We start from the raw sequence: 22,522 nt of genomic DNA on the forward strand, positions 1-22,522 counted from the left end.
AGCCTAAAGCGTGAACTCGGGAGAGTTACTCGCCCTTGGCCTTCGCGATGATCTCCTCGGCGACGTTCCGCGGAACCTCGGCGTAGGAGTCGAACTGCATCGAGTAGCTTGCGCGACCCGAGGTCTTGCTGCGGAGGTCTCCGACGTAGCCGAACATCTCCGAGAGGGGCACGAGGCCCTTCACGACGCGAGCGCCGCTGCGCTCCTCCATGGCCTGAATCTGACCACGGCGGGAGTTGATGTCGCCGATGACCTCACCCATGTAGTCCTCGGGCGTGGTGACCTCGACGGACATCATGGGCTCGAGGATGACCGGCGAAGCCTTCCGCGCGGCCTCCTTGAAGGCCTGCGAACCGGCGATCTTGAACGCGAGTTCGGAGGAGTCGACCTCGTGGTAGCCACCGTCGAGAAGGATGACGCGGACGCCAGTCATCTCGTAGCCGGCCAGGATGCCGAACTGCATGGCCTCCTGCGCACCCGCGTCGACCGAAGGGATGTACTCCTTCGGGATGCGGCCACCGGTGACCTTGTTCACGAACTCGTACGAGGCGTCGCCCTCGGTGATCGGCTCGATCGCGATCTGCACCTTGGCGAACTGACCGGTACCACCGGTCTGCTTCTTGTGGGTGTAGTCCACGCGCTCGACGGTCTTGCGGATCGTCTCGCGGTACGCGACCTGCGGCTTGCCGACGTTCGCCTCGACCTTGAACTCGCGACGCATACGGTCGACGAGGATGTCGAGGTGAAGCTCGCCCATACCACCGATGATGGTCTGGCCGGTCTCCTCGTCCGAGTGCACCTGGAAGGAGGGGTCCTCCTCCGCGAGACGCTGGATGGCAACACCCAGCTTCTCCTGGTCACCCTTGGACTTGGGCTCGATCGCGACCTGAATGACCGGCGCCGGGAAGTCCATGGACTCCAGGATGACCGGGTTCTTCTCGTCGCACAGCGTCTCACCGGTGGTGGTCTGCTTCAGGCCCATGACGGCGACGATGTCGCCGGCGCCCACCGAGTCGATCTCCTCACGCTTGTTCGCGTGCATGCGGTAGATCTTGCCGATGCGCTCCTTCTTGCCCTTGACGGAGTTCAGCACCGCGGTGCCGGCCTCCAGGCGACCGGAGTAGATCCGGACGAAGGTGAGCTTGCCGAGGTGCGGGTCGCTCGCGATCTTGAACGCGAGAGCCGACAGCGGCTCCTCGTCGGACGGCTTGCGCTTGACGACCAGCTCCGCGTCCTTGACGTCGTGGCCCTCGATGGCCTCGACGTCCAGGGGGGAGGGGAGGTAGCGCACGACCGCGTCGAGCAGGGGCTGGACGCCCTTGTTCTTGAACGCGGTGCCACAGAAGACGGGGGTGACCGTCTTCTCGCCGCCACCCTTGCCGGAGGCAATGGTGATGCGACGGACGGCAGCGTAGAGCTGCTCCTCGGTGGGCTCGACGCCCTCGAGGAAGAGCTCCATGAGCTCCTCGTCGTTCTCGGAAACGGCCTCGACCAGCTTGCCGCGGTACTCCTCGGCGAGCTCGACGAGGTCGGCGGGGATGTCGACGACGTCGTACATCTCGCCCTTGGACGCTTCCGCGGACCAGACCAGGGCCTTCATGCGGACGAGGTCCACAACACCCTGGAAGTCCATCTCGGCGCCGATGGGCAGCTGCATGACGATCGGGACCGCGCCGAGGCGGTTCACGATCATGTCGACGCAGCGGAGGAAATCGGCGCCCGTACGGTCGAGCTTGTTGACGAAGCAGATACGCGGAACGCCGTAGCGGTCCGCCTGACGCCAAACAGTCTCGGACTGGGGCTCGACGCCGGCCACACCGTCGAACACGGTGACAGCACCGTCGAGCACGCGCAGCGAACGCTCCACCTCGACGGTGAAGTCGACGTGACCCGGCGTGTCGATGATGTTGATCGTGTGATCGACATTCTCGAGCGGCCAGTGGCAGGTCGTCGCGGCGGACGTGATCGTGATGCCGCGCTCCTGCTCCTGCTCCATCCAGTCCATCGTGGCAGCGCCGTCGTGGACTTCACCGATCTTGTAAGAGACGCCGGTGTAGAACAGGATCCGCTCGGTGGTGGTCGTCTTGCCCGCGTCGATGTGAGCCATGATGCCGATGTTGCGCACCTTGGCAAGGTCAAGCGAAGTGGTAGCCATATCGGCTCAGTCTTCTCTCGGTCTCGATGTGGGTTGCGACTACCAGCGGTAGTGCGCGAAGGCCTTGTTGGACTCGGCCATCTTGTGCGTGTCCTCACGCTTCTTGACCGAAGCACCGAGGCCGTTGGAGGCGTCGAGGAGCTCGTTCAGGAGGCGCTCGGTCATGGTCTTCTCGCGACGGGCGCGGGAGTAACCGACGAGCCAGCGGAGGGCCAGCGTGGACGCGCGGCCCGGCTTGACCTCGATCGGCACCTGGTAGGTGGCGCCACCGACACGGCGGGACTTGACCTCGAGGGACGGCTTGACGTTCTCGAGAGCGCGCTTCAGCGTGATGACCGGGTCCTGGCCGGTCTTCTCACGAAGACCCTCCATGGCGCCGTACACGATGCGCTCGGCGGTGGAACGCTTGCCGTCCAGCAGGATCTTGTTGATCAGCGAGGTGACAAGAGGAGAGCTGTAGACCGGGTCGATGATGACCGGGCGCTTCGGGGCGGGGCCCTTACGAGGCATTCTTACTTCTCCTTCTTGGCGCCGTAGCGGCTGCGAGCCTGCTTACGGTTCTTGACGCCCTGCGTGTCGAGGGAACCGCGGATGATCTTGTAACGAACACCCGGCAGGTCCTTCACACGGCCACCACGCACGAGCACGATGGAGTGCTCCTGCAGGTTGTGACCCTCACCCGGGATGTAGGCCGTGACCTCGATGCCCGAGGTCAGACGCACACGCGCGACCTTACGGAGGGCCGAGTTCGGCTTCTTCGGGGTGGTCGTGAACACACGCGTGCAGACGCCGCGACGCTGAGGGGAACCCTCGAGTGCGGGCGTCTTGTTCTTCTCGACCTTGTCCTGCCGGCCCTTACGGACCAGCTGCTGGATCGTAGGCACTACTTCTCCGGTTTCTGTGTGCCGTCGGTGAAACTAACCTGAAACACTCACCGACCCACGCGGTCGGGTGTGTCGAATCTCGCGGACCTCCGCCGAAGGCGGAAAAGGCGCGGATCACGGTGGCCGTTTCGCGGACTCACTGTGCGGCGGAAGACACGCACGCGAGCCCAGGCACACCCCAGGCACAAGGCTTGAGCGTACCTATCGCACGGACTCCGGTCAAAACAAATGGCCACGCGCGCGGACCCCGGCCGCGGCGGAGGCACGGTCGGGGCGCGGCCGGGGCGCGGCCGGGGCGCGGCGGGGGCGCGGTGGGCCGCCCCGTACCGCCGCGCCCGCGGTGGTCAGTCGCGCGCGGTGCGCCGCGCCTCGACGGCGGCGGCGTCCTCCGCCCCCTCCTCCTCGGGGTCAAGGAACTGGTTCACGACCTTGACGAAGACGCCCAGGCGCTCGTCGGGCACGCCGAGCCAGCGGGCGAAGTCCTCCATGGTCGGCTGCCAGTCGTTGGGCGGCAGGAGGTCCGCCGCCATGGGCAGCTCCTCGGGGGTGACCCGGCCGGACCGGATCAGCATGTCCCGCACGGAGACCCCGAGGAGCGGGGCGATCCGGCGCATCGTCTCCAGGTCGGGCATGCTCTGCCGCTGGAGCAGGCGCGTGACGGCGGCACGGTGCACCCCGGCCTCGTCGGCGATCCGGGACTTCCCGCCGCCACGGGGACTGTCGATGTCGTATCCGCGCGCTCTCATCAGGCCTTCGACCCAGCCCGCGAATTCGTCGAGCCCTTGACTGGTCATGTGTACCGCTCCCTTACTCCCCACCCTCCGGATTCCATACTTTAGCGTGCTTGCGCGCACAGAATTACGTGCTTTCGGGCACGCAACCGTGTCGAATCGATGAAGACCCGGTCAGGGCATCACCACAAGTTTGTTGCGCGCTCGCACGCAACGTGTAAGGCTGCTCATCGCCGCACTCGCCGGCCCCCTGAGCCCCAGAAGCCCCACCGGCCCCATGGATGCCCCGGTGGCCCCGGACCGTGGAGAACCCTCTTGTTCCCGACCGACCCGTCCCCCTGGCAGGCCTCCGCCGCGTGCGCCGGCCTCTCCCCGTCCGTCGTCTTCGCCCGTCGGCCCAAGGACGCCGCCCCGGCACTGCGCGCCTGCGCCGACTGTCCCGTCCGCCGCGAGTGCGAGGCGGCCGTGTCCCCTGCCGAGAGCTACTTCGACGGCGTCTGCGCCGGCCGACTGTGGCGCAACGGCCGCGCCGCGGACGCGGAGCGCGTCGCGAAGGCGGTCGCGAAGGCGGGGGGCCGCCGCCGTGGCTGACCTCACCGACCGCATGGACAGCACGGACAGCACGTTCCGTGCGGACGACGCCGACCGCACCGACCCTGCCGACCGCACCGTCGAGCTCGTGCTGCGGGACATCGCCCTCTGGACCGCCTCCCTCGTACGGCAGTTCCCCGAGCTCTCCGAGGAGCTGGCCCCCGGCCGCCGCTCCCCCGCCGGGACCGCCCCCACCGCCCCGCACCCCGGCCGCGACGAGCTGATCCGCGAGGAGCGGCGCGAGGCGCTGCTGCTCGAACAGCGGCACGGCCTCTCCGTCCCCGGGCACGGCGCCGCCCCGATCCGGCTGCACATCTCCGACGCCATCCGGGACATCACCGACGGCGTGGTGGAGCTGGAGGAGGCGGTCTGCGCCCGGCTCGCCCTGCCGAGGCCGCGCCGCGCCGGGGTGATCGAGCGGCTGCGGCGGATCGTCGGGCTGCTCGACGCCGTCGCCGCGCACCCGGTCCTCGCCCGGCACGTCCGGGACGAGATCCGGCGGATGGCCCGCCGGTGCGCGCGGACGCTGGGCGATGCGGAGACGATCGTCCGGGTCTCGGGGCGCTGCCCGTGGTGCGACTCGGTGTCGCTGCGGGCGTTCCCCGACCGACGGGCGGTGCTGTGCGTGAACCCGGCGTGCGTGTGCACGGACGCGGCGTGCGGCTGCCAGGACGACCCCGCGTACCGGCACCTGTGGCCGGAGAGCGCGTGGGCGGAACTGACGGAGGCCTCGGGGACGCGTACCGAGGAGATCGAAGCGGCGATGGACGACACGAAGGAGACCTCATGCTGAGCTCGCCCGCGATGCCCGCACTGCCGGCACTGGCCGCGATGCCCGCGCTGATCCCCGGACCGCTCGCCGCCGAGGAGGCCGGGGTCGCCCCCGCGACGATCCGCAAGTGGGTCCAGTTGGGACATCTGCGGGCCGCGGGGAAGGCGGGTCGCGCCCAGCTCTTCCGCCTGGAGGACGTCTTCGCGGCGGAGCGGCTGGCCCGCCGCCGTACGCGTACCGCCTCAGCCTGATCGTCCGTCACACCGAAGCGCCCCGATTCCGGATCCGGAATCGGGGCGCTTCGTCATGTCCTCAAGTCCTCAAGCCCTCATGCCCTCATGCCCTCATGCCCTCATGCGCTCAGGAAGTCGTGGAGGGAGCGGACCAGGGTGTCGGCGAAGTGCTCGCGGACCGGCTCGGCGACGCGGTCGAGGGAGAGGTACGGATTGAGGTCCTCCAGCTCGACGAGGAGGAGCCCGCCCTCCGGGGCGCGGCAGGCGTCGACGCGCTGGATGCCGTGGTCGAGGGTGTTCCAGTCGACGAAACGGCGGGCGAAGGCGAGGTCCTCGGCGGTCGGTTCGTACGGCTCCAGGACCCAGCGGCGCTCGGGGTCGGGGGCGTACAGGGCGTACTGGAAGTGGTCGTCGACGAAGTAGAAGGACACCTCGTACCGGAAGTGGACGCGCGGCTGGACGAGGAGGTCGCCGTACGGGAGGGCCGCCAGCTCCTCGCGGCCCACGAAGCGCAGGCCTATGGAGTCGGCGCCGGCCTTGGGCTTGACCGCGTACTCCGTGGCGTCGGGCAGCCGGTGGAGGTCCTCGGGGCGGTCGACGGTGGGGATGACGGGGTACCCGGCGGCGGTGAGGTCGAGCAGGTACTGCTTGCCGGCCATGTCGCCGCGCCCGTGGAGCGGGTTGTAGACGCGGGTGCCGAGTGACAGGGCGCGCTCGCGGAAGGCCTCGTACTCCTTCTCGTACGCGAGGACCGGGCCGCTGTTGCGCACGACGACGGCGTCGAAGCCCTCCATGAGGGCGGCGGCGTCGAGCGGGTGGCAGAGGGCGAGGTCGAAGTCGGCGCGCAGCCGGGCGGTGAGGTGGATGTCCTCGTCGCCGTACCGCCGCCCCTTGGCCGGGTAGGCCAGGTCGGTCACGTACAGCAGGCGGGGGCGGGTGGCGGGCACGGCGGACACGGGCGGCTCCCTCGGTCGGGTCGGGACAACCTATCGAGGCGGGTTCCGGCGGGGTCCGGCACATCCACTGTCACTCCCTTCGGATCCACTCCCCGTTCTAGTTGCGTGCGCGCACGATCGCTGTCACAGTTGGTGCAGCGGCGGAGCTGCGCCCGCAGGACGGGACGCGGCTCCGCCGTCCGCCGTCCGGGCGCGCTGCCGCGCCCCGCCCTCCTTTCGCCGGAGCGCCCCGGACGGCACCCCGTCCCGCCATCCCTCCCCTCCACCGAGGAGAACCGTCATGACCACTCCCCCGAGTGCTTTCCCGGACGTCGAGAAGCTGGTCGTCGACGTCCTCAAGGCCGACCCCGCCCTCGCCGGCGCCACGATCGCGGTCAACGCGCCGGCCGGCTTCGACGGCACGACGAGCGCCGTCCTGGTGAACCGCCGCGGCGGCGCCTGGATCGGCGACCAGCACGTCGACATGCCGCTGATCGAGTTCGAGGTGTACGGGCCGAGCAAGACCGCCGCCCACGTCCTCGCCAACGCGGCCCGGCGGGCGCTGCTCGCCACGATCGGCAAGCAGATCGGCGCCAACAACCGCGTGCACGACGTCGAGGAGCAGGACGGGCCGCGCTGGTTGCCCGACTACCTCTACCGGGGCGCGAACCGCTACCTCTGCGTGATCCGCCTCTCCCTGAGCGTCTTCTAGCCGCTCGCCGAGCGTTCTTCCGAGCCGCTCGCCCCGAGCGTCTTCCGAGCCCTTTCGGCTCCCTGACGGACGCTCACCCCACAGACCAGGCCTCGCCGTCCGGCGGGGCCTTTGCCGTACCCGGACCGGATGTCCGGGGACGGTCGCTCTCTCAACCCGAACACACCAAGGAGAAACACCACCATGGCTGGAAACAACTCTGCCGAGATCCGCGTCGCAGGTACCGGCAAGCTCTACGTCGCCGACGCCGGCACGTCCGCCCCGGCCACCTTCGGCACGGACCCCGCCGTCGACTGGACCGGCGCGGGCTGGAAGGACCTGGGCTTCACCTCCGGCGACGGCGTCACCTTCTCGAAGAAGGACAAGCTGGAGGCCATCGACTCGTGGCAGTCGGTCTCCCCGGTCCACTACATCTACTCGGCCCGTGACCTCTCGCTGAAGTTCTCCATGCTCCAGTTCAACGAGGACACGCTGCCCTTCTTCATGGGCGGTGGCTCCGTCAAGGCCGAGCCGACCCCGGCGGTCGACACCTACCGCTACGAGATCGCCGAGCGTCCGTTCGCCGACGTGCGCGCCCTCGGCCTGGAGTTCACCGACGTGAAGGCCGGTGGCACGACCGCGGTCACGTACCGCTTCATCATCCCGCGTGGCCAGGTCACCGCCTCCGACGACATCAAGCTGGCCCGCAAGGCGGCCTCCCAGCTCGGTGTCACCTTCTCGGCCATGTCGAAGGGCGACGGCAAGCCGCTGGCGACCTTCCTCATGAAGGACAGCCAGTACTCCGCGACTGTCTGATCCTTCTCCACCCGGGGCGGGACGGCACACCGCCGTCCCGCCCCACCCTTCTCCTCTTCACCCGTTCGAACAAGGAGTACGCATCACCATGGCCCGTTTCGACGTCAACGCAGCCCGCGCCCAGCGACAGGAGGCCCACGGACGCAAGTGGTCCTTCGAGCTGGACGGCGAGACCTACACCCTTCCGACCGAGCTCAGCCGCGCCACCGCCAAGGGGCTGCGGAAGCTCGACGACAACGACGTGGACGGCCTGCTCGCACTCCTGATGGGTGAGGAGCAGTTCTCCCGCTTCGAGCAGCACGACATCACCATGCAGGACATCTCCGCCATCCTGGAGGCCTACGGCAAGGAGACCGGGCTCGGCCTGGGGGAAGACTGAGCCTCGTCGAGTTCGTCGAAGAACACGCCGAGGCCCTTGAGGCGGACCTCATCCGCTATTACGGGGTCGACATCCTCGACTGGCACCGCCAGGAGCTCTCCAGCAGGCGGGTCCTGGCGCTGATCAAGCACCTGCCGCGGGACAGCGCCGTCCAGCGTGAGCTCCACGGCGAGGCCGCCGAGTGGTCGATCACCGACCATCTGCTGGCGGCCACGGTGGACCATCTGGCCGTCGCCAACTGGATGTTCTCCTGCGTCAACGCGAGCGAGGACAGCGACACACCCGAGGCACCGAAGCCCGTCCCCCGTCCGGGAGACGCGGACGAGGACAAGGAGGGTGGCGAGGGTGCGGCCCACGGTGGACGGAACACGTCCGCCGAGGACGACGAAGGTATGTCCCCCCAAGCCCTCGCCCGATTCTTCGGGTGATCCCGCGGCCCCCGGAGCCCCTTCCCGTCAGGGAGTGGGCTCCGGGGGCGCTTCCCGTGCTCGCTCGGAGGCCATGTCCTCCTCCAGGGCCCGGGCACGCTCGGACAGCCGGCGTCGTCCCTTGCGTTCGGATTCGCGCTCGGGCTCGGGCTCGGTTTCGTGAACCGGTTCGGGTTCGCGTACAGGCTCGGATTCCGGTTCACGGCGGTCGGCGGCCGAGGCCGGCTGGATCGGCACCCCGGCGAGCGGCGGCACGATCGGCCGCCCGCCCTTGCCGCGTACGACCTTCCGTACCGGCTGGGCGTTCCGGCGGGTACGGCTCTCCTGCGCGGTCAGCAGAACCTCGGGTTCCGCGTCCGGCTCAGGGCTCGTCCGGTGCTCCGGCTCCGGCTCGGGGCGCTGGTCGAACAGCTCGCGCTCCTTGCGTACCCGCTCCTCGGCCTCGACGACGGCCGCGGGGGGTTCGAGAAGCCGGGCGAAGGGCAGCGCGATGACCCGGGCGCCCTCCTGGCCGACGTCCGTACGGCGCTGGGGGCGGCGGATCCCCCGCGCGTCACCCTGCCCCTGCGCATAGGCGTCGGCGACCCGCTTCTCGTACTCCCTGCGGATACGGGGGAGTTCATCCGACACCGCCTCGGCCCAGCCGGCGGTGAACGCGGAGGTCTCCCGGCGGTCGATCTCGGCCCTCGGGATCACGACGAGCTCGTCCGGCGCGTACCCGGCGAGGTGGACGAGCTCCGAAAGGTAGGCGAAAAGGTGGGGCAGATCGGGGTGGGCGTCGAGCCAGTCGACTACCCGTTCCCCCCGGTTGGCGCCCGGCTCCGTTTCCATGCGTCAGTGCTGCCTTCCAGCCCCCTGGGGTCCCCGCGCGCCCCTCGCGCCCCTCGCGCCCCGAAGTGGTCGGCCCCAGGAATGCGTCCTCCAGGTTACCCCGGTCGAACGCATGACCCGTTCAAGGGCCAACCCGCGCCGGGAACGGTGGAGAAGACACGCCGTCAGCCGTTTCCGGCTCGACAAACCTCGAACAGATGTTCCACACTCTGTTCGCACAGAAGTTCGAACACGTGGTGCCCCCGCTCCTCACTCCGCGGCGCCGCCACACACGCACGGGCAAGCAACCGGAAGGCAGGCGTCCATGACCCAGCAGGCCGAGGCATCGCGACCGCAGATCCCTCTCCAGGACCGCCTCCGCCAGCTCCTCGACGGACCCGTCGCCCTCGACAAGAGAGCGTTGCTGGGCACGTTGTACGCCGAGGTCTCCCGCTACGAGACCCTCGCGTACGTGGCCGGCTGGAACGACGCCCTCGCGACGGCGCGCCGCGGCCCCCGCCGGGGTGAGGACGCCTAGCCGCCCCCGCTGCCCCAGACGAACGAGCCCCTGCCGGGACCGGCAGGGGCTTTTCGGCGCTTGGCCGTCACCGGCCGGAAGCGGAGCAATCCATGGCAGACACCATCGAGGGGCTCTCCAGAGAGATCGCCTCTCTCAGGGATGCCCTCCTCAAGGACAGGGTCGACAACAGCGACCCCAAGAACCCGAAGACGGTGGTCTCCGAACTCAAGGAGTACCTCGTCCTGAAGTCCCCGAAGATCGCCACCGAGGAGTGGATCAAGACCCAGTTCACCGCCGACTTCTTCAAGAAGATCGACGACATGCACCAGGAGCTCACCAAGGCGAAGAAGACGGAGTGGATGGAGGCCGCAGGCCTCGGCAGCTTCGCCGCCTCCCTGGAGAAGTTCCACGAGGGCAACGCATGGTGGCCCGTCTACCTCGTCTCGGGTTTCCTCAGCCTCGCCGTCCCCGCGTTCCTCATCGCCCTGGCGATGAACCTCACGGCCTTCCAGCGGACGATCCAAGGAGGGATATTCAACCTCCTCAGCAAGATCAAGCCGAGTCTCGAAGGCAAGATCCTCGCCCGCCCCGAGGGGGGCGGCATCATCCCCCGGCCCCAGCTGGCCGCCGACGTCAGGGCGCGCGAGAACTCCGTCCTCTCCGGCCTCGCCGCCCTCCCTCAGAACGCGGACTTCAGCGGCCTGCGGACGCAGCTCGAAGGGATCAACCCGCTCCTGGCGACGTTCAACCAGCACGCCCCCGCGTTCAACAAGGAGTTCCGCAAGCTGCCGAGCGAGAGCAAGGCCACCAAGGCGGGCCTCGGCGTCAAGGCCGTCGCCGACGCCATCACCGGCGTGAACCACGAGGCGATGGCCCCGATCGCCACCGGCATGGGCAAGATCACCGACGCCGTGAAGCTCTCGGACCCGAAGAAGACCTCCAAGTTCGCCGATGCCATCGGGAAGCTCAAGACCTCCATGACCGGCCTCGAGGTGGACAAGGTCCCCACGATGGCGACCTTCCAGAATGCGGCCAACGCGGCCAAGGAACTCGCCCAGCACACCGGCACCCTCTCCGGGCGGATGCGCGACTTCGCCACGGCCGTCCGTGACCTCAACCGCGAAATGGGTGGCGGCGGCAGCGCCCCGGCCGCCGCCTGATCACACCCCACCCCGAAAGGAGGTACACCCATGTCCCTCGTCAGAAACCTGAAGAGCGCGTCCACCGGCCTCGGCAACCTCAAGACCCAGGCGTCCGGCGCCGGCACCTCGGTCAAGAAGGTCGGCGACGCCGGCCGGGCGGCCAACGGCCAGCTCAAGAACCTCAAGACCGCCGCCCAGGGCTCCACCGGTCAGCTCAAGAACCTGAAGACCGCCTCGGACCAGGCCGAGCGGTCCATGAAGAAGGCCGGCGACACCGCGCAGTCGGCCGGCGGCAAGCTCGGCAAGTACGAGTCGGGCGCCGGCAAGGCGGCCAAGGGCCAGGACAAGCTCAACAAGTCCATGAAGGGCAACATCCTCGCCCGGCTCCTCGAACTCTTCATGCCGCTCATCGAGAAGATCGTCGAGATGGCGATGCGCTCGAAGACGATGCAGACGGTCATGAAGAAGGCGTTCGACGCCATCAAGACCGTCATCAGCGCCGTCATGAAGGCCATCGGGCCGATCATGAAGAAGGCCGGAGACCTGATCAAGACGGTCTGGAACGGCATCAAGACCGCCATCTCCACCGTCGTCAAGGCCGTCGCCACCGTCATCAAGACCTACGTGAACATCTGGAAGACGGTCATCACCACGGTGATGAACGCGATCAAGACCGTCATCAGCGGGGTCTGGAAGGGCATCAAGGCCGTCATCACGCCGGTCGTCGACTGGATCAAGTCGGCGATCCCGCAGGCGTTCACCGCCGTCAAGGACAAGATGTCGTCCATCTGGAACGGCCTCAAGGACATCGCGTCCCGGGCGTTCGACGGCATCAAGAGCGGCGTGAAGGGCCCGATCAACTCGGTCATCAGCCTCATCAACTCGATGATCAGCAGCCTCAACCGGGTCAAGGTCAGCGTCCCCGGCTGGGTCCCCGTCGTCGGCGGCAAGACCTTCGGCGTCAACCTGCCGACCATCCCCATGCTCGCCACCGGTGGTGTCGTCATGCCCCGCCACGGCGGTGTCCCGGCGATCCTCGCCGAGGCCGGCGAGGCCGAGGCCGTCCTCCCGCTCTCCAAGCTGGACCGGCTGCTCGCCATGACCGCGAAGCGCGCCCGTGTGAACGCCGGCCCCCAGGCCGGCCAGGGCGGCACCGGACTGCACATCGAGCACTACCACGCCGCCCGCGGCAGTGACCCGCAGTCCACGGCCGACGCCCTCATGTACCTGGCGAAGGCACGCGGATGACCGCCGTCGCCCCCATGCCCGGCTTCAGGGTCGCCGTCCCGGCGATGAGCTCCCTGCTGCAGGGCGTCGGCCAGGCGAACACCGCGATGCGGAAGCTCAGGCAGGACGTCCAGCACGCGTCCCGCAACGTCGGCGCGCTCGCCACCGGGCTGCGTACCGTCGGCACCACCCTCCGGACCCTCGGCACCACCGCGTCCGGGACCGCCACCGCCGTCACCAAGATCCGCCGGTCCACCGCCCCCGCCGGGGTCAAGCGGATCGGCACGGCGGCGGGCAAGGCCCGCACCGCGGCGGGCAAGATCGGCACCGGTGCCGGGGCGATCTTCGCGCTCATCCTGCCGATGCTCCCCATCGCCGACGTCATCACCGGCCTGATGGGCACCTTCGGCACCGTCATGACCGTCGCCTCCGTCGTCATGACCGCCGTCAACGTCGCCATGCGGGCCAACCCGCTCGGCTTCGTCGTCGGCATCATCGTGCCCATCGCGGCGGCCATCATCGAGTTCGCGCTGAACTCCGAGACCGGCCAGCAGATCATGCAGCAGGTCTTCGAGCGCGCGCTCGCGGTCATCGAGGAGATCTGGAATTTCCTCGCCCCGTTCGTGGAGATGATCGGGACGGCGGTCGGGACGTACTTCAACGGGTATCTGGCCGTGATCACCGGAGTGATCACGGGCATCGGTGTCGTCATCGGCGGGGTCGAGAAGCTCAGCGCCTCCGTCTCCTCCGCCTGGAACGCGCTCCGCGGGATCGCCTCGGGCGCGATGGACGGCATCAAGAACGCCGTACGCCCCGTCGTCTCGTGGATCACCGACTCCGTCCCCGGCTTCTTCCGGACCGCGAAGGACGCGGTCTCCGGGGCCCTGCGCGGTATCGGTGACCTGATCAAGGGCGCTCTGAGTTCCGTGATCGGGGTCGTCAAGGGCCCGATCAACGGCATGATCGCCTTCGTCAACTGGATCATCGACGGCCTCAACAAGCTCAGCTTCGAGATCCCCCTCACCGACAAGAAGTTCGGTGTCGAACTCGACAAGATCCCCATGCTCGCCGAGGGCGGCATCGTCTTCCCCGGCGACGCGGACGAGTTCCGTATCGACCCGCTCTCCCAGCTGGAGAACCGCCGCGTGCCGGCGCTCACCGAGCCGCTCCCGAAGCCGCACTACGTACGCGACTTCCACGAGCAGCCGGGCGCCGGCCCCCGGGCGGTCGCCGAGGACCTGCTCTTCCTCGCCACGGCCCACGCAGCCGCCTGAGCAGCAGCCCGCGCCGCCTGAGCAGCAGCCCGCGCCGCGTGACCGGCTGCCCGCGCCCGGGTCGCGGCCCGATCCCGGGCAGCGGCCCGTGCCCGGGCGGCAGCCGCCCTCGACACCAGCCGACCTCCCATCAGAAGTGAGGTGACGGCCCCCATGGCCGAGACCACCACCGCATACACCGGAAGCACCTACACCGCCGACCTCGCGCCCGGCTCACTGATCACCCAGGACGGGCAGATCCAGTGGGCCGGGCTTCTCATCGGGCCCGGCACGCCGTTCAACATCGACAAGTCCGGCCTGTCGGGCTGGGAGGACCTGCCCGAGTACGACTCCTCCGACGCCGACCGGCCGACCTCCCACGGAGCCTGGCCGGGCTCCCGGTTCGCCAAGCCGCGCAAGGTCGGCGGCACGGTCGTACTGATTCCGGAGTTCAACCAGGCCGCCGAGGCCATCCGCGCGCTGCGCCAGGCCCTCGCCCTCCTCGACGAGGAGCGCTGGCTCACCGTCCGGCTGCACGGCGAACTGCTCACCGTGCGCGCCCGGATCGCCCAGCGCGTCGTCCCCGCCGACCAGGGCTTCGCCACCCAGGGCAGCTCCCGCATGTCCGTCCAGTGGCTGGCGGCCGACCCCCGCCGGTACGGCGTGACCGAGCAGATGGTCAGCACGACGGCCCCTCAGCCCGAGCGAGGTCTCATATGGCCTCTCACCTGGCCGCTCACCTGGGGCGAGGCGAAGAGCACGGGTGACGCCGTCGCCGTGAACACCGGCTCCGCCGCCTGCCATCCGGTGATCGTCTTCCGCGGCCCGTGCTCCGTCCCCACCGTCACCGAGCGGACCACGCGCCGCCGGCTGCGGTACGCGATCGACCTGGCCGCCGGCGACGAACTCGTCGTCGACACCGGCGCGGGCACGGTCATGCTCAACAACTCCGCGTCGCGGCGGCACACCGCGATGGCCGACTCCAACCCGGAGGAGCTGTTCGCGCTCGAACCGGGCCGTACGGAGCTGTCCTTCCGGCCCGACTCGGCCACTCCGGACGCCCAGATGACGGTGCGCTGGCGCAGCGCCGAATGGTGACCCGCCGCCGCTGATCCCGGGCTCCCGACCCGCGCATCCGCGCCCGGTCCCGACCCCCGGCCCCGATCACCCGGCCTCGATCCCCCGGCCCCGATCCCCGGCGCCTGATTCTCAGGCCCAGGCGCCCCGGCGCCCAGGCCCAGGCACCAGCCCCGGCCCAGGCGCAGGCCCCGGCCCCGGCCCCCGATCCCCACCCCTGATCCCGCCGCCCCGACCGTCACGGAGAGGTGACCCATGACCGTACGCGCCGCTTGGCTCCAGACCACCGGCCAGACCCGCGAGGACACCCGGCTCGCCCTCGCCGCCCTGCTCACCCCCAGTGGCCAGAGCGCCGAGGAGACCCCGCTGCGCTCGCGGGCGGGCATCGTGCCGGGCGGATTCGTCCTGACCGGCAGCTCGCCCATGCAGGGCACCATCGGCACCGGACGAGCGATCGTCCAGGGCAAGGACACCGCCCAGGGTGCCTATCTCGTCGCCGTCACCTCTCCGGAGCTCCTCACCATCGCGGACGGCGACCCGATGTACGACCGGATCGACCTGATCGAACTGGCCGTCGTCGACGACGCCTACGACCGCACCGGTGCAACGGAGGCGGTGGTACGCCTGGTCAAGGGCGTCCCCGCCGCCTCCCCCACCGCGCCGGCGAGCGGCCCGGGCAGCACGATCCCGCTCTACACCGTCCTGGTGCCGAAGGGCATCTCCGCCGGCGCCGGCGGCATCCAGTGGAACACCTCCGCGGTCACCACCATGCACTGGCCGGTCGTGGCCCTCGGCGGCATCCTGCCCGCCAGCGGTTTCAAGGGCGCGTACGTCGGCCAGTACCGCGACACCGCCGGGCTCCTCCAGCGCTGGGACGGGACGACCTGGGTCTCGTACCCCAAGCCCGTCGGCGGCATCGCCCCGAGCACCACGACCAACGGCGCCTACACCGGCCAGTACCGGGACAACGGCGGCGGCCTGCAGCGCTGGAACGGCACCTCCTGGCAGTACGTCGAAGGCGCCTCGTCCGTGCTGTTCAGCGCCACGCAGTGGCTGACAGCCCAGGCGCAGAGCGTCCCCTCCAACACCTGGACCGTGCTCAACCTGCCCACCGTCGAGGTCGACGACGCCACCGCCTGGACCACGAACAACACCTACACCGTGCCGCGCACCGGCTGGTGGCGGGTCTCCGCACTCGCCACCTGGGCCAACGACGCCCAGACCGGTATGCGCGGCGCCCGGGTCATGCTCTCCGGCGTCGGACAGTCCCGGCTGACCTGGCTCACCCCCGCCGGCAACGGCGCCATATCCGTGGGCGGCAGCAGCCTGATCAGGCTCGTCGCCGGCGAGACCCTCCAGCTCGCCGGATTCCACAACCACACCGCGGCGATCAAGACCCTCGGCGGCTCGGGCTACGCCTGCAACCTCTCCGCCGAATGGATCAAGTCCTGACACGCCCGAACGCTGAACCGTCGCCCGACTCTTCGAACGGAGAAACCCCATGAACCTGCGCAGCAGCTGGGTCGCCGAGACCGGCCAGACCCGCGAGGACACCCGCCTCACCCAGACCGGCGTGACGACGCTGGCCAACCCCGTCCAGGTCCGCTCCGGCGTCCTGCCGGGCTCGTACACCGGCGAGCACCGACTGGCCGCCTTCTGGACCTTCGGCGCCTCCGCCATGACGGCGACCGTCTCCGAGGGCCGGGCCGTGATCCAGGGCGAGATCTCCCAGGGCGTCTACCCGGTGACCCTGCCGAGCTCCGTGGACGTCACCTTCGAGCCGGGCGACGCCCAGTACGGCCGCATCGACCTGATCGTCATCCGGATCTACGACAACCTCTACGACTCCTCGAACCGCAACGAGGCGAAGGTCGAGATCATCAAGGGCGTCCCCGCCCAGGCCCCGCATGCCCCGGCCGTCCCGCCGCGCAGCCTCGTGCTGTACGAGGTGACCGTCCCGGCCACCGTCAGCGCGGGCAACGGCGGCATCCCGTGGGCGACCGCCCTCAACGACCTGCGCACCCCGGTCGTCGCCCTCGGCGGCATCCTCCCGGTCGAGGGCGCGGTCCACGATGGTGCCTACCCGGGCCAGTACCAGGACTCCGGCGGCGCGCTCCAGCGCTGGGACGGCAGCGCCTGGGTGCCGTACCCGTCGGCGCTCGGCGGCATCGCCCCCGCGGGCACCGTCACCACCGCCAGCTACACGGGCCAGTACCGGGACACGAACGGCAGCCTCCAGCGCTGGGACGGCAACGCCTGGGTGCCGATCGGCGGCATCGCCCCGCCCGGCACCCTCACCACCGGCAGCTACGCGGGCCAGTACCGGGACACCCCGGGCGGTCAGCTCCAGCGCTGGAACGGCACGACGTGGGGTCCTGCGGTGCCCGGGCCGTACTTCGTCGACAACAGCGACTACGGCGACACCACGTCGCTCACCTGGACCTCGACGCTCGCGGGACGCGCCACGAACCCGCTCGCGCTCAACTTCGTCGCCCCGCCGTCGAGGGCCGTCGTGGTCAGCTTCGGCGCCCGCATGAAGTCGCACAGTGCCGACCACTACGCCTTCATGGCGCTCAAGCTCACCCAGGGAGCCACGGTCGTCGGCGACCTCGACGACGAGTACGCGACGGTCGCCGCCAGCCCGCACCTGATCTCGGTGGCCACCACGCGCCGGCTGTCGAACCTGACCGCCGGCGCGACGTACACCCTCACGGCCTTCTTCAAGATGGTCACCAACACCACCTCCCTCAAGGGCGGATTCGACAACACGTTCATCAAGGTCGACCCGCTTCCGTAGCCGCCGCCCGCCACCACCTCTCCGGGAGAACCCATGACCTTGCACACCGGGTGGCTCGCCCCCACGGCACAGACCCGCCAGGGCACCCGCCACATCGCCGTCGGTGCCACCACCCCGACCACTCCGCTCACCGCCCGCTCCGGCATCCTGCCCGGCACCAACGACGGCAAGTACCGCGTCGGCGGCCTGTGGATGAGCGGCAACGGCCCGATGACCGCCACCGTCTACGCCGGCCGGGCGATCGTCCAGGGGCCCGCCGTCCAGGGCGCCTACCCCGTCGCGCTCGACCAGGACACCGTCCTCACCTTCGCCGACGGCGACCCGCTGAACGCCCGGATCGACCTCGTCGTCCTCCGCGTGTACGACGACCAGTACGACAGCTCGAAGCGGAGCGAAGCCGCCATCGAGATCGTCAAGGGCACCCCGTCGGCCGTCCCCGCGGCCCCGGCGGCGCCCCCGCTCTCCCTCCCCCTGTTCAGCGTCAAGGTGGTGGCCGGCGCCTCCGCAGGCACCAACGGCATCCTCTGGTCGGGGACCGGCATCGTCACCGACCTGCGCGTCACGACGGCGAGCGTCGGCGGCATCCTGCCCGTCTACAACAACGCGGCCGTGCCCGGCTCCTACCCGGGCCAGTACCAGGACAACGACAACGCGCACTTCCTCCAGCGCTGGGACGGCACCGGCTGGATCCCCTACCCCAAGGAGCTCGGCGGTATCGCCGCCAACGGCACACTGCCCACCGGCAGTTACGTCGGGCAGTTCCGCGAGACGAACGGCGTCCTCCAGCGCTGGAACGGCACCGTCTGGGCCACCTACCACCCTCCGGTGGAGGTCGAGACCGCGACGGGCTCGCTGAACACCTACGGCGGCTGGACCGCCACCTGGTCCGCTCGCCGTACCCGCGGCATCGCCACGGTCAGGATGAGCGTCACCCGCACCGGCGCCGACATCACCGCGGGCGCCAACGGCTACATCACCGACCAGCAGATGTGCGCCCTGCCTCCCGGCTGGCCCCCGGGCATCGCCTTCGAGGCGATGGCCAGCGACACCATGGCCACCGGCTGCGCCACGATCACCGCGACCGGCGTGGTCACGCTGCGCTCCTGGACCCCGACCGCGATCATCCGCAACGGCGGCGTCGTGAACGTCACCGCCACCTACGTCCTGTAAGGGAGGAGCACCGTGGCACTCGACACTCCCTACCGGGCGATCTTCTGTGACCTGCTGACCGACCAGACGCTCGACATCCTCCCCCTGCGGGACGTCCAGTTCGACGACTACATCGGCAAGGCCGGCTCCCTCTCCGGCACCATCCCCATCCCCGACCGGGCGATCGCCGCGCGCGTCCGCCAGGTCCAGGAGGGCCGCACCGCGGTCTACCTGGAGCGCGGCGGCGACCTGTGGTGGGGCGGCATCATCTGGACCAGCACGCTGCAGAGCAACGAGCGCGGCGTCATGACGCTGTCCATCCAGGCCGCGACCTTCGACTCGTACGCCGCGCGCCGCCGTATCCGTACGAAGATCGAGATCAAGCAGGCCACCGACCAGCTGGCGATCGCCCGGAAGCTCTGGGAGGAGCTCCAGAAGCCCGTCGGCGGCAACATCTCCGTCGAGCCCGGGGAGGAGACCTCCACCACCCTGCGGACCGCGAGCTGGCGCGAGGGCGACGAGACCCTCTACTCGGAGGCGCTCGAACAGCTCGCCAACCTCGACGAGGGCTTCGAGCACCAGATCATGGTCTACCGGGACCCGGTCGACGGGCGGCGGATCCGCCAGCTCAGGCTCGGCGCCCCCAAGATCCGTACCGGCGCCACCGATCTGGTCTTCGACCGGCCCGGCACGATCCTGTCGTACTCCTTCCCGCGCGACGCGACCCGCGGCGGCACCACCGCGGTGGCGCGCGGCGCGTCGATCAACTCCAACGCCGCCGCCGAGTCCAGGCCGCTGTTCTCGAAAGAGAAGACATCACCGCTGATCAAGGGCGGCTGGCCGCGGATCGACCTGTCGTCGGACCACAACGAGATCACCTCCCCGGACACCCTGGAGAAGCTGGCCGAAGCCGAACTCGCCTCGGCGGCCGGCGCCGTCGTGATCCCCGAGATCACCATCAGGCTCGGCGGCGTCGTGCCGCCGGCGCTGCTCGGCCGCTCCGCCCGGATCCGCATCACCGACGAGTGGCACAACCCCGGCCTCGACGCCCGCTACCGCATCATCGGCGTCAAGGTGAAGCCGCCGGAGCGCGGCCGCCCCGACACCGCCGAGCTCTACCTTGAGGAGGCCTGATGCCCCAGCTGCCCGAGGACATCATCGACCGGCTCACCCAGATGGAGCGCCGGATCCAGGCGCTGTCCACCGCCGTCAACACCCGGCCCGCCCAGAACGAGGTGACCGACGGCGCGTTCAACGTGAGGCTGCCGAACGGCACCTCCGTCCTCCAGGTCGGCAAGTGGGACGAGGACCCGGAGAAGAGCGAGTACGGCGTGGCGCTGCGCCGCCAGACCGGCGAGCTCGCCGTCGCGCTCTTCAACGGCAGCGGCACCGACACCTCCAAGCAGGTGCTGCGGCTCTACGACTCGTACCTCCACGAGGTCTTCTCCGACGACATCGTCAAGGGCGGCCTCGCCAGGCCGTGGCTCGCGATGCTGCCGCCGCAGGACCTCGCCTCCGCGAACTGGCCGGCGACCACCTCCGTGAACAACTGGGCGACGATCGCCCGCTCCTACAACCCGGTCTGGCAGCCGCGCATGCGCCTGCTGATGGAGACCCGGGTGAGCGCGGGCGCGACCGGCGAGGTGAAGGTCGTCATCGACGGCGCCACCCAGTTCGGCGGGGTCGTCGCCGCCGGCAGCCAGTTCGACGTCACCGACACGTTCGTGGCCGACATGGCGACGCGCTTCGGCACCACCGCCAAGATCGAGATCCAGGCCCGGGTCACCAGTGCCTCCGGCACCGTCTACGCCAAGCCGGTGCTGATGTACGGCACCCAGAGCTGAGCCGTCCCGCCCCCATGGAGAGGAACCCCTCATGATCATCGACCCGACCCAGCCCTGGGGCGTGGCCGTCGACTACGCCGGCCGCGCCACCGTCGCCGACGGCGGCCACACCGTCGACATCCGCATCTACGACACCACGATGGGCGGCCCGCTGGAGGTGGACCCGGTGACCGGCGAGTACCCGCAGGTCTACGTGACCGCCCAGCTCGGCGCGTCCGGCGCGGCCGGCTCCGCGCTGCGCGGCAGCGGTGTCGTCACCCTCAACTCGCAGGGAGGCGTGCCGGTCGGCCCGAACCCGGAGGCCGTACGCGACGCCGTCGCCGCCGCGCTCGCGGACTTCGAGTCCCGCCGGCAGGCCTACGCCGCGCTCTGCGCGACCTGGGCTCCGCCGGCCCCCGACCCGACCCCCACGCCCGAGCCGACCCCGGAACCCACGCCGGAGCCCACGCCCGAGCCGGCCCCGGAGCAGCCCGCCCCCGAGCCGACCAAGCCGGAGACCGAGCCGGCCGCGTAGCCCGCGGCCACCGCCCCACCCGTACGTACGCCCGCCCGAGTGCGGGCCTTTTTCATGTCCGGAGGAACACCAGATGGCCACTCCCCTCCCCGCGGACCGGCTCCTCGCCGCGCTCCGCGCCGAAGGCGTCACCGTCGTCGAGCACCCCGGCTGGCGCACCCACAACCGCAACCACACCGGCGCCTGGGGCCCCGTCACCGGCGTGATGATCCACCACACCGTCTCCACCGGCACCGCCTCCTCCGTCGAGCTCTGCTTCAACGGCTACGAGGGCCTGCCCGGACCGCTCTGCCACGGCGTCATCGCCAAGGACGGCACCGTCCACCTCGTCGCCAACGGCCGCGCCAACCACGCCGGCGGCGGCGACCCGTCCGTCCTCCAGGCCGTGATCAGCGAGACGTACGGGGACCGGCCGCCGACCCCCCGCGCCCACCAGGGCAGCCCGAACGCCGTCGACGGCAACTCCCGCTTCTACGGCTTCGAGTGCATCAACCTCGGCAACGGCACCGACCCCTGGCCGGCCGCCCAGCTCGACGCGATCGAGCGGGTCTCCGCCGCGCTCTGCCGGGCCCACGACTGGGGCGCCCGCTCCGTCATCGGCCACCTGGAGTGGTCCGACTGGAAGAGCGACCCCAAGGGCTTCGGCATGCCGACGATGCGCGACCGCGTCCAGGCCCGCCTCAACAAGGCGCCGGCCAAGACGCCCGCCCCGGGCAACCCGGCGAGCGGCAAGCCCACCCCGCCCCGCCTCCAGCCCTTCCCGGGCACCTCGTTCTTCCGCAAGGAGACGAGCTCCCCGATCATCACCGCGATGGGCCGCCGGCTCGTCGCCGAAGGCTGCTCCGCGTACGGCGTGGGCCCCGGCCCCCGCTGGAGCGAGGCCGACCGGCGCAGCTACGCCAAGTGGCAGCACAAGCTCGGCTTCCGCGGCTCCGACGCCGACGGCATGCCCGGCGCCGCCTCCTGGAACGCGCTGAAGGTCCCGTACAGCAAGTAACCCGTACGCGTACACGAAGCAGCCCGTACGAAAGGAGACCCCGATGTCCGATGCCGCCAAGCGCACGGCCCGCACCGTCCTCCAGTCCGCCGTCGGCATCGCCGTCGTGCTCCCCGCGATCGTCGACGCCTCCGGCGTCCCCGCGACCCTCCCCTGGGTCGCCGGGGCGCTGGCCGTCGCCGGCGGACTGGCCCGCGTGATGGCCCTCGACGTGGTGCAGACCCTGCTGCCGTCCTGGCTGCGCAGCTCCCCGGGCGGTGCCGATGACCGAGTCTGATCCGAACGACCCGGTCGCCGTCGCCCTCGAACTGGAACGCCTCCGCGGCACCCTGGAGGCCGGCTTCGCCCGCGTCGACGGCTCGCTCGCGCTGCTCGTGCAGCGCAGCGACCAGACCGACAAACAGCTGGCCGACCACGAGGCCCGGCTCGACGCCCTGGAGCGCACCCGCTGGCCGCTCGCCAGCATCGCCGCGCTCACCGCGAGCGCCGGCGTGCTGATCGCGGTCTGGGAACTGGCCGCCCGCTAGGACGGCCGGATACGCCGAAGGGCGGCCACCCCACACGGGGTGACCGCCCT

General features: G+C 70.2%; 27 protein-coding genes. 21 read left to right on the top strand and 6 right to left on the bottom strand.

All coding sequences use genetic code 11. From position 1 onward, the window contains the following. Positions 1-25 precede the first annotated feature (25 nt). From fusA to SGA01_RS10625, 4 genes are all read right to left on the bottom strand, one after another. A complete protein-coding gene (gene fusA / locus SGA01_RS10610) occupies positions 26-2,155 on the bottom strand; it encodes an elongation factor G (RefSeq protein WP_141295708.1) in 2,130 nt (709 codons plus the stop codon). 39 nt (positions 2,156-2,194) lie between these two features. Further along, on the bottom strand, positions 2,195-2,665 hold the full coding sequence (gene rpsG, locus SGA01_RS10615) for a 30S ribosomal protein S7 (RefSeq protein WP_055641845.1): 471 nt from the start codon (positions 2,663-2,665) through the stop codon (positions 2,195-2,197). Between the two features lie 2 nt (positions 2,666-2,667). Beyond that, positions 2,668-3,039: a 30S ribosomal protein S12 gene (gene rpsL / locus SGA01_RS10620; protein ID WP_003948652.1), complete on the bottom strand. Its 372-nt coding sequence runs from the start codon at positions 3,037-3,039 to the stop codon at positions 2,668-2,670. A 344-nt stretch (positions 3,040-3,383) separates the two neighbouring features. After that, on the bottom strand, positions 3,384-3,833 hold the full coding sequence (locus SGA01_RS10625) for a helix-turn-helix domain-containing protein (protein WP_141295711.1): 450 nt from the start codon (positions 3,831-3,833) through the stop codon (positions 3,384-3,386). A 252-nt stretch (positions 3,834-4,085) separates the two neighbouring features. Between SGA01_RS10625 and SGA01_RS10630 the strand changes: the two genes are divergently transcribed. The 3 genes from SGA01_RS10630 to SGA01_RS10640 are packed head-to-tail and all read left to right on the top strand — an operon-like array spanning position 4,086 to position 5,384. Beyond that, positions 4,086-4,361 (top strand): WhiB family transcriptional regulator, encoded by a 276-nt coding sequence (locus SGA01_RS10630; protein WP_141295713.1) that lies wholly within the window; start codon positions 4,086-4,088, stop codon positions 4,359-4,361. A gap of 13 nt (positions 4,362-4,374) precedes the next feature. Further along, positions 4,375-5,154: a hypothetical protein gene (locus tag SGA01_RS10635; RefSeq protein ID WP_141295878.1), complete on the top strand. Its 780-nt coding sequence runs from the start codon at positions 4,375-4,377 to the stop codon at positions 5,152-5,154. After that, positions 5,148-5,384 carry a MerR family transcriptional regulator gene (locus SGA01_RS10640; RefSeq protein ID WP_055641848.1) on the top strand — a complete coding sequence of 79 codons (237 nt, stop codon included), beginning with the start codon at positions 5,148-5,150 and terminating at the stop codon, positions 5,382-5,384. Before SGA01_RS10635 ends, SGA01_RS10640 begins: the two co-directional genes overlap by 7 nt. A 101-nt stretch (positions 5,385-5,485) precedes the next feature. Here the strand turns inward: SGA01_RS10640 and SGA01_RS10645 are convergent, their stop codons facing one another. Further along, positions 5,486-6,313 carry an ATP-grasp domain-containing protein gene (locus SGA01_RS10645; protein ID WP_141295880.1) on the bottom strand — a complete coding sequence of 276 codons (828 nt, stop codon included), beginning with the start codon at positions 6,311-6,313 and terminating at the stop codon, positions 5,486-5,488. 289 nt (positions 6,314-6,602) lie between these two features. On the opposite strand from SGA01_RS10645, the gene SGA01_RS10650 reads away from it, so the two are divergent. The 4 genes from SGA01_RS10650 to SGA01_RS10665 all read left to right on the top strand — a co-directional run bounded on the left by SGA01_RS10650 (position 6,603) and on the right by SGA01_RS10665 (position 8,615). Continuing rightward, the gene (locus SGA01_RS10650) at positions 6,603-7,013 is read left to right on the top strand and encodes a phage tail termination protein (RefSeq protein WP_055641849.1); all 411 of its coding nucleotides are present in this window, start codon (positions 6,603-6,605) and stop codon (positions 7,011-7,013) included. 183 nt (positions 7,014-7,196) lie between these two features. Then, the gene (locus tag SGA01_RS10655; protein ID WP_141295716.1) at positions 7,197-7,808 is read left to right on the top strand and encodes a phage tail tube protein; all 612 of its coding nucleotides are present in this window, start codon (positions 7,197-7,199) and stop codon (positions 7,806-7,808) included. Between the two features lie 88 nt (positions 7,809-7,896). After that, entirely contained in the window at positions 7,897-8,187 is a 291-nt protein-coding gene (locus SGA01_RS10660) for a hypothetical protein (protein WP_141295719.1), read from the top strand. Between the two features lie 215 nt (positions 8,188-8,402). Next, on the top strand, positions 8,403-8,615 hold the full coding sequence (locus SGA01_RS10665) for a hypothetical protein (RefSeq protein WP_371866017.1): 213 nt from the start codon (positions 8,403-8,405) through the stop codon (positions 8,613-8,615). Between the two features lie 27 nt (positions 8,616-8,642). On the opposite strand, the gene SGA01_RS10670 is transcribed toward SGA01_RS10665, so the two are convergent. After that, a complete protein-coding gene (locus SGA01_RS10670; RefSeq protein WP_141295724.1) occupies positions 8,643-9,446 on the bottom strand; it encodes a hypothetical protein in 804 nt (267 codons plus the stop codon). Between the two features lie 304 nt (positions 9,447-9,750). Here SGA01_RS10670 and SGA01_RS10675 point away from each other — a divergent pair, with 304 nt between their 5' ends. The 14 genes from SGA01_RS10675 (at position 9,751) to SGA01_RS10740 (ending at position 22,472) form a co-directional block, all read left to right on the top strand. Beyond that, a complete protein-coding gene (locus tag SGA01_RS10675; RefSeq protein WP_141295727.1) occupies positions 9,751-9,963 on the top strand; it encodes a hypothetical protein in 213 nt (70 codons plus the stop codon). A gap of 92 nt (positions 9,964-10,055) precedes the next feature. Then, on the top strand, positions 10,056-11,105 hold the full coding sequence (locus SGA01_RS10680) for a hypothetical protein (RefSeq protein WP_141295729.1): 1,050 nt from the start codon (positions 10,056-10,058) through the stop codon (positions 11,103-11,105). 30 nt (positions 11,106-11,135) lie between these two features. Further along, positions 11,136-12,335, top strand: a complete 1,200-nt coding sequence (locus SGA01_RS10685; RefSeq protein ID WP_141295732.1) for a phage tail protein — start codon at positions 11,136-11,138, stop codon at positions 12,333-12,335. Then, positions 12,332-13,588: a phage tail protein gene (locus SGA01_RS10690; RefSeq protein WP_141295735.1), complete on the top strand. Its 1,257-nt coding sequence runs from the start codon at positions 12,332-12,334 to the stop codon at positions 13,586-13,588. The genes SGA01_RS10685 and SGA01_RS10690 overlap by 4 nt, the downstream gene beginning before the upstream one ends. Positions 13,589-13,741: 153 nt before the next feature. Next, positions 13,742-14,665 carry a phage distal tail protein gene (locus SGA01_RS10695; protein WP_141295739.1) on the top strand — a complete coding sequence of 308 codons (924 nt, stop codon included), beginning with the start codon at positions 13,742-13,744 and terminating at the stop codon, positions 14,663-14,665. Positions 14,666-14,899: 234 nt separating this feature from the next. Further along, positions 14,900-16,096, top strand: a complete 1,197-nt coding sequence (locus SGA01_RS10700) for a hypothetical protein (RefSeq protein WP_141295741.1) — start codon at positions 14,900-14,902, stop codon at positions 16,094-16,096. A 49-nt stretch (positions 16,097-16,145) separates the two neighbouring features. Continuing rightward, positions 16,146-17,441 carry a hypothetical protein gene (locus SGA01_RS41845; RefSeq protein ID WP_229918381.1) on the top strand — a complete coding sequence of 432 codons (1,296 nt, stop codon included), beginning with the start codon at positions 16,146-16,148 and terminating at the stop codon, positions 17,439-17,441. A gap of 33 nt (positions 17,442-17,474) precedes the next feature. Further along, positions 17,475-18,611 carry a hypothetical protein gene (locus SGA01_RS10710; RefSeq protein WP_141295744.1) on the top strand — a complete coding sequence of 379 codons (1,137 nt, stop codon included), beginning with the start codon at positions 17,475-17,477 and terminating at the stop codon, positions 18,609-18,611. Between the two features lie 12 nt (positions 18,612-18,623). Beyond that, positions 18,624-19,724, top strand: coding sequence for a hypothetical protein (locus SGA01_RS10715; protein WP_141295747.1), 1,101 nt, complete (start codon positions 18,624-18,626; stop codon positions 19,722-19,724). Next, complete coding sequence (locus SGA01_RS10720) at positions 19,724-20,434, top strand: hypothetical protein (protein ID WP_141295750.1); 711 nt, start codon at positions 19,724-19,726, stop codon at positions 20,432-20,434. Before SGA01_RS10715 ends, SGA01_RS10720 begins: the two co-directional genes overlap by 1 nt. Positions 20,435-20,465: 31 nt before the next feature. Next, positions 20,466-20,948, top strand: a complete 483-nt coding sequence (locus SGA01_RS41510) for an ATP-binding protein (RefSeq protein WP_176602601.1) — start codon at positions 20,466-20,468, stop codon at positions 20,946-20,948. Between the two features lie 73 nt (positions 20,949-21,021). After that, positions 21,022-21,945 carry a peptidoglycan-binding protein gene (locus SGA01_RS10730; RefSeq protein WP_141295753.1) on the top strand — a complete coding sequence of 308 codons (924 nt, stop codon included), beginning with the start codon at positions 21,022-21,024 and terminating at the stop codon, positions 21,943-21,945. A gap of 43 nt (positions 21,946-21,988) precedes the next feature. Beyond that, positions 21,989-22,222: a hypothetical protein gene (locus SGA01_RS10735; protein ID WP_055641864.1), complete on the top strand. Its 234-nt coding sequence runs from the start codon at positions 21,989-21,991 to the stop codon at positions 22,220-22,222. Continuing rightward, positions 22,209-22,472 carry a hypothetical protein gene (locus SGA01_RS10740; protein ID WP_141295756.1) on the top strand — a complete coding sequence of 88 codons (264 nt, stop codon included), beginning with the start codon at positions 22,209-22,211 and terminating at the stop codon, positions 22,470-22,472. The genes SGA01_RS10735 and SGA01_RS10740 overlap by 14 nt, the downstream gene beginning before the upstream one ends. Positions 22,473-22,522 lie beyond the last annotated feature (50 nt).

The sequence above is a fragment of the Streptomyces gardneri genome (genome assembly GCF_006539185.1).
Taxonomy (GTDB): domain Bacteria; phylum Actinomycetota; class Actinomycetes; order Streptomycetales; family Streptomycetaceae; genus Streptomyces; species Streptomyces gardneri.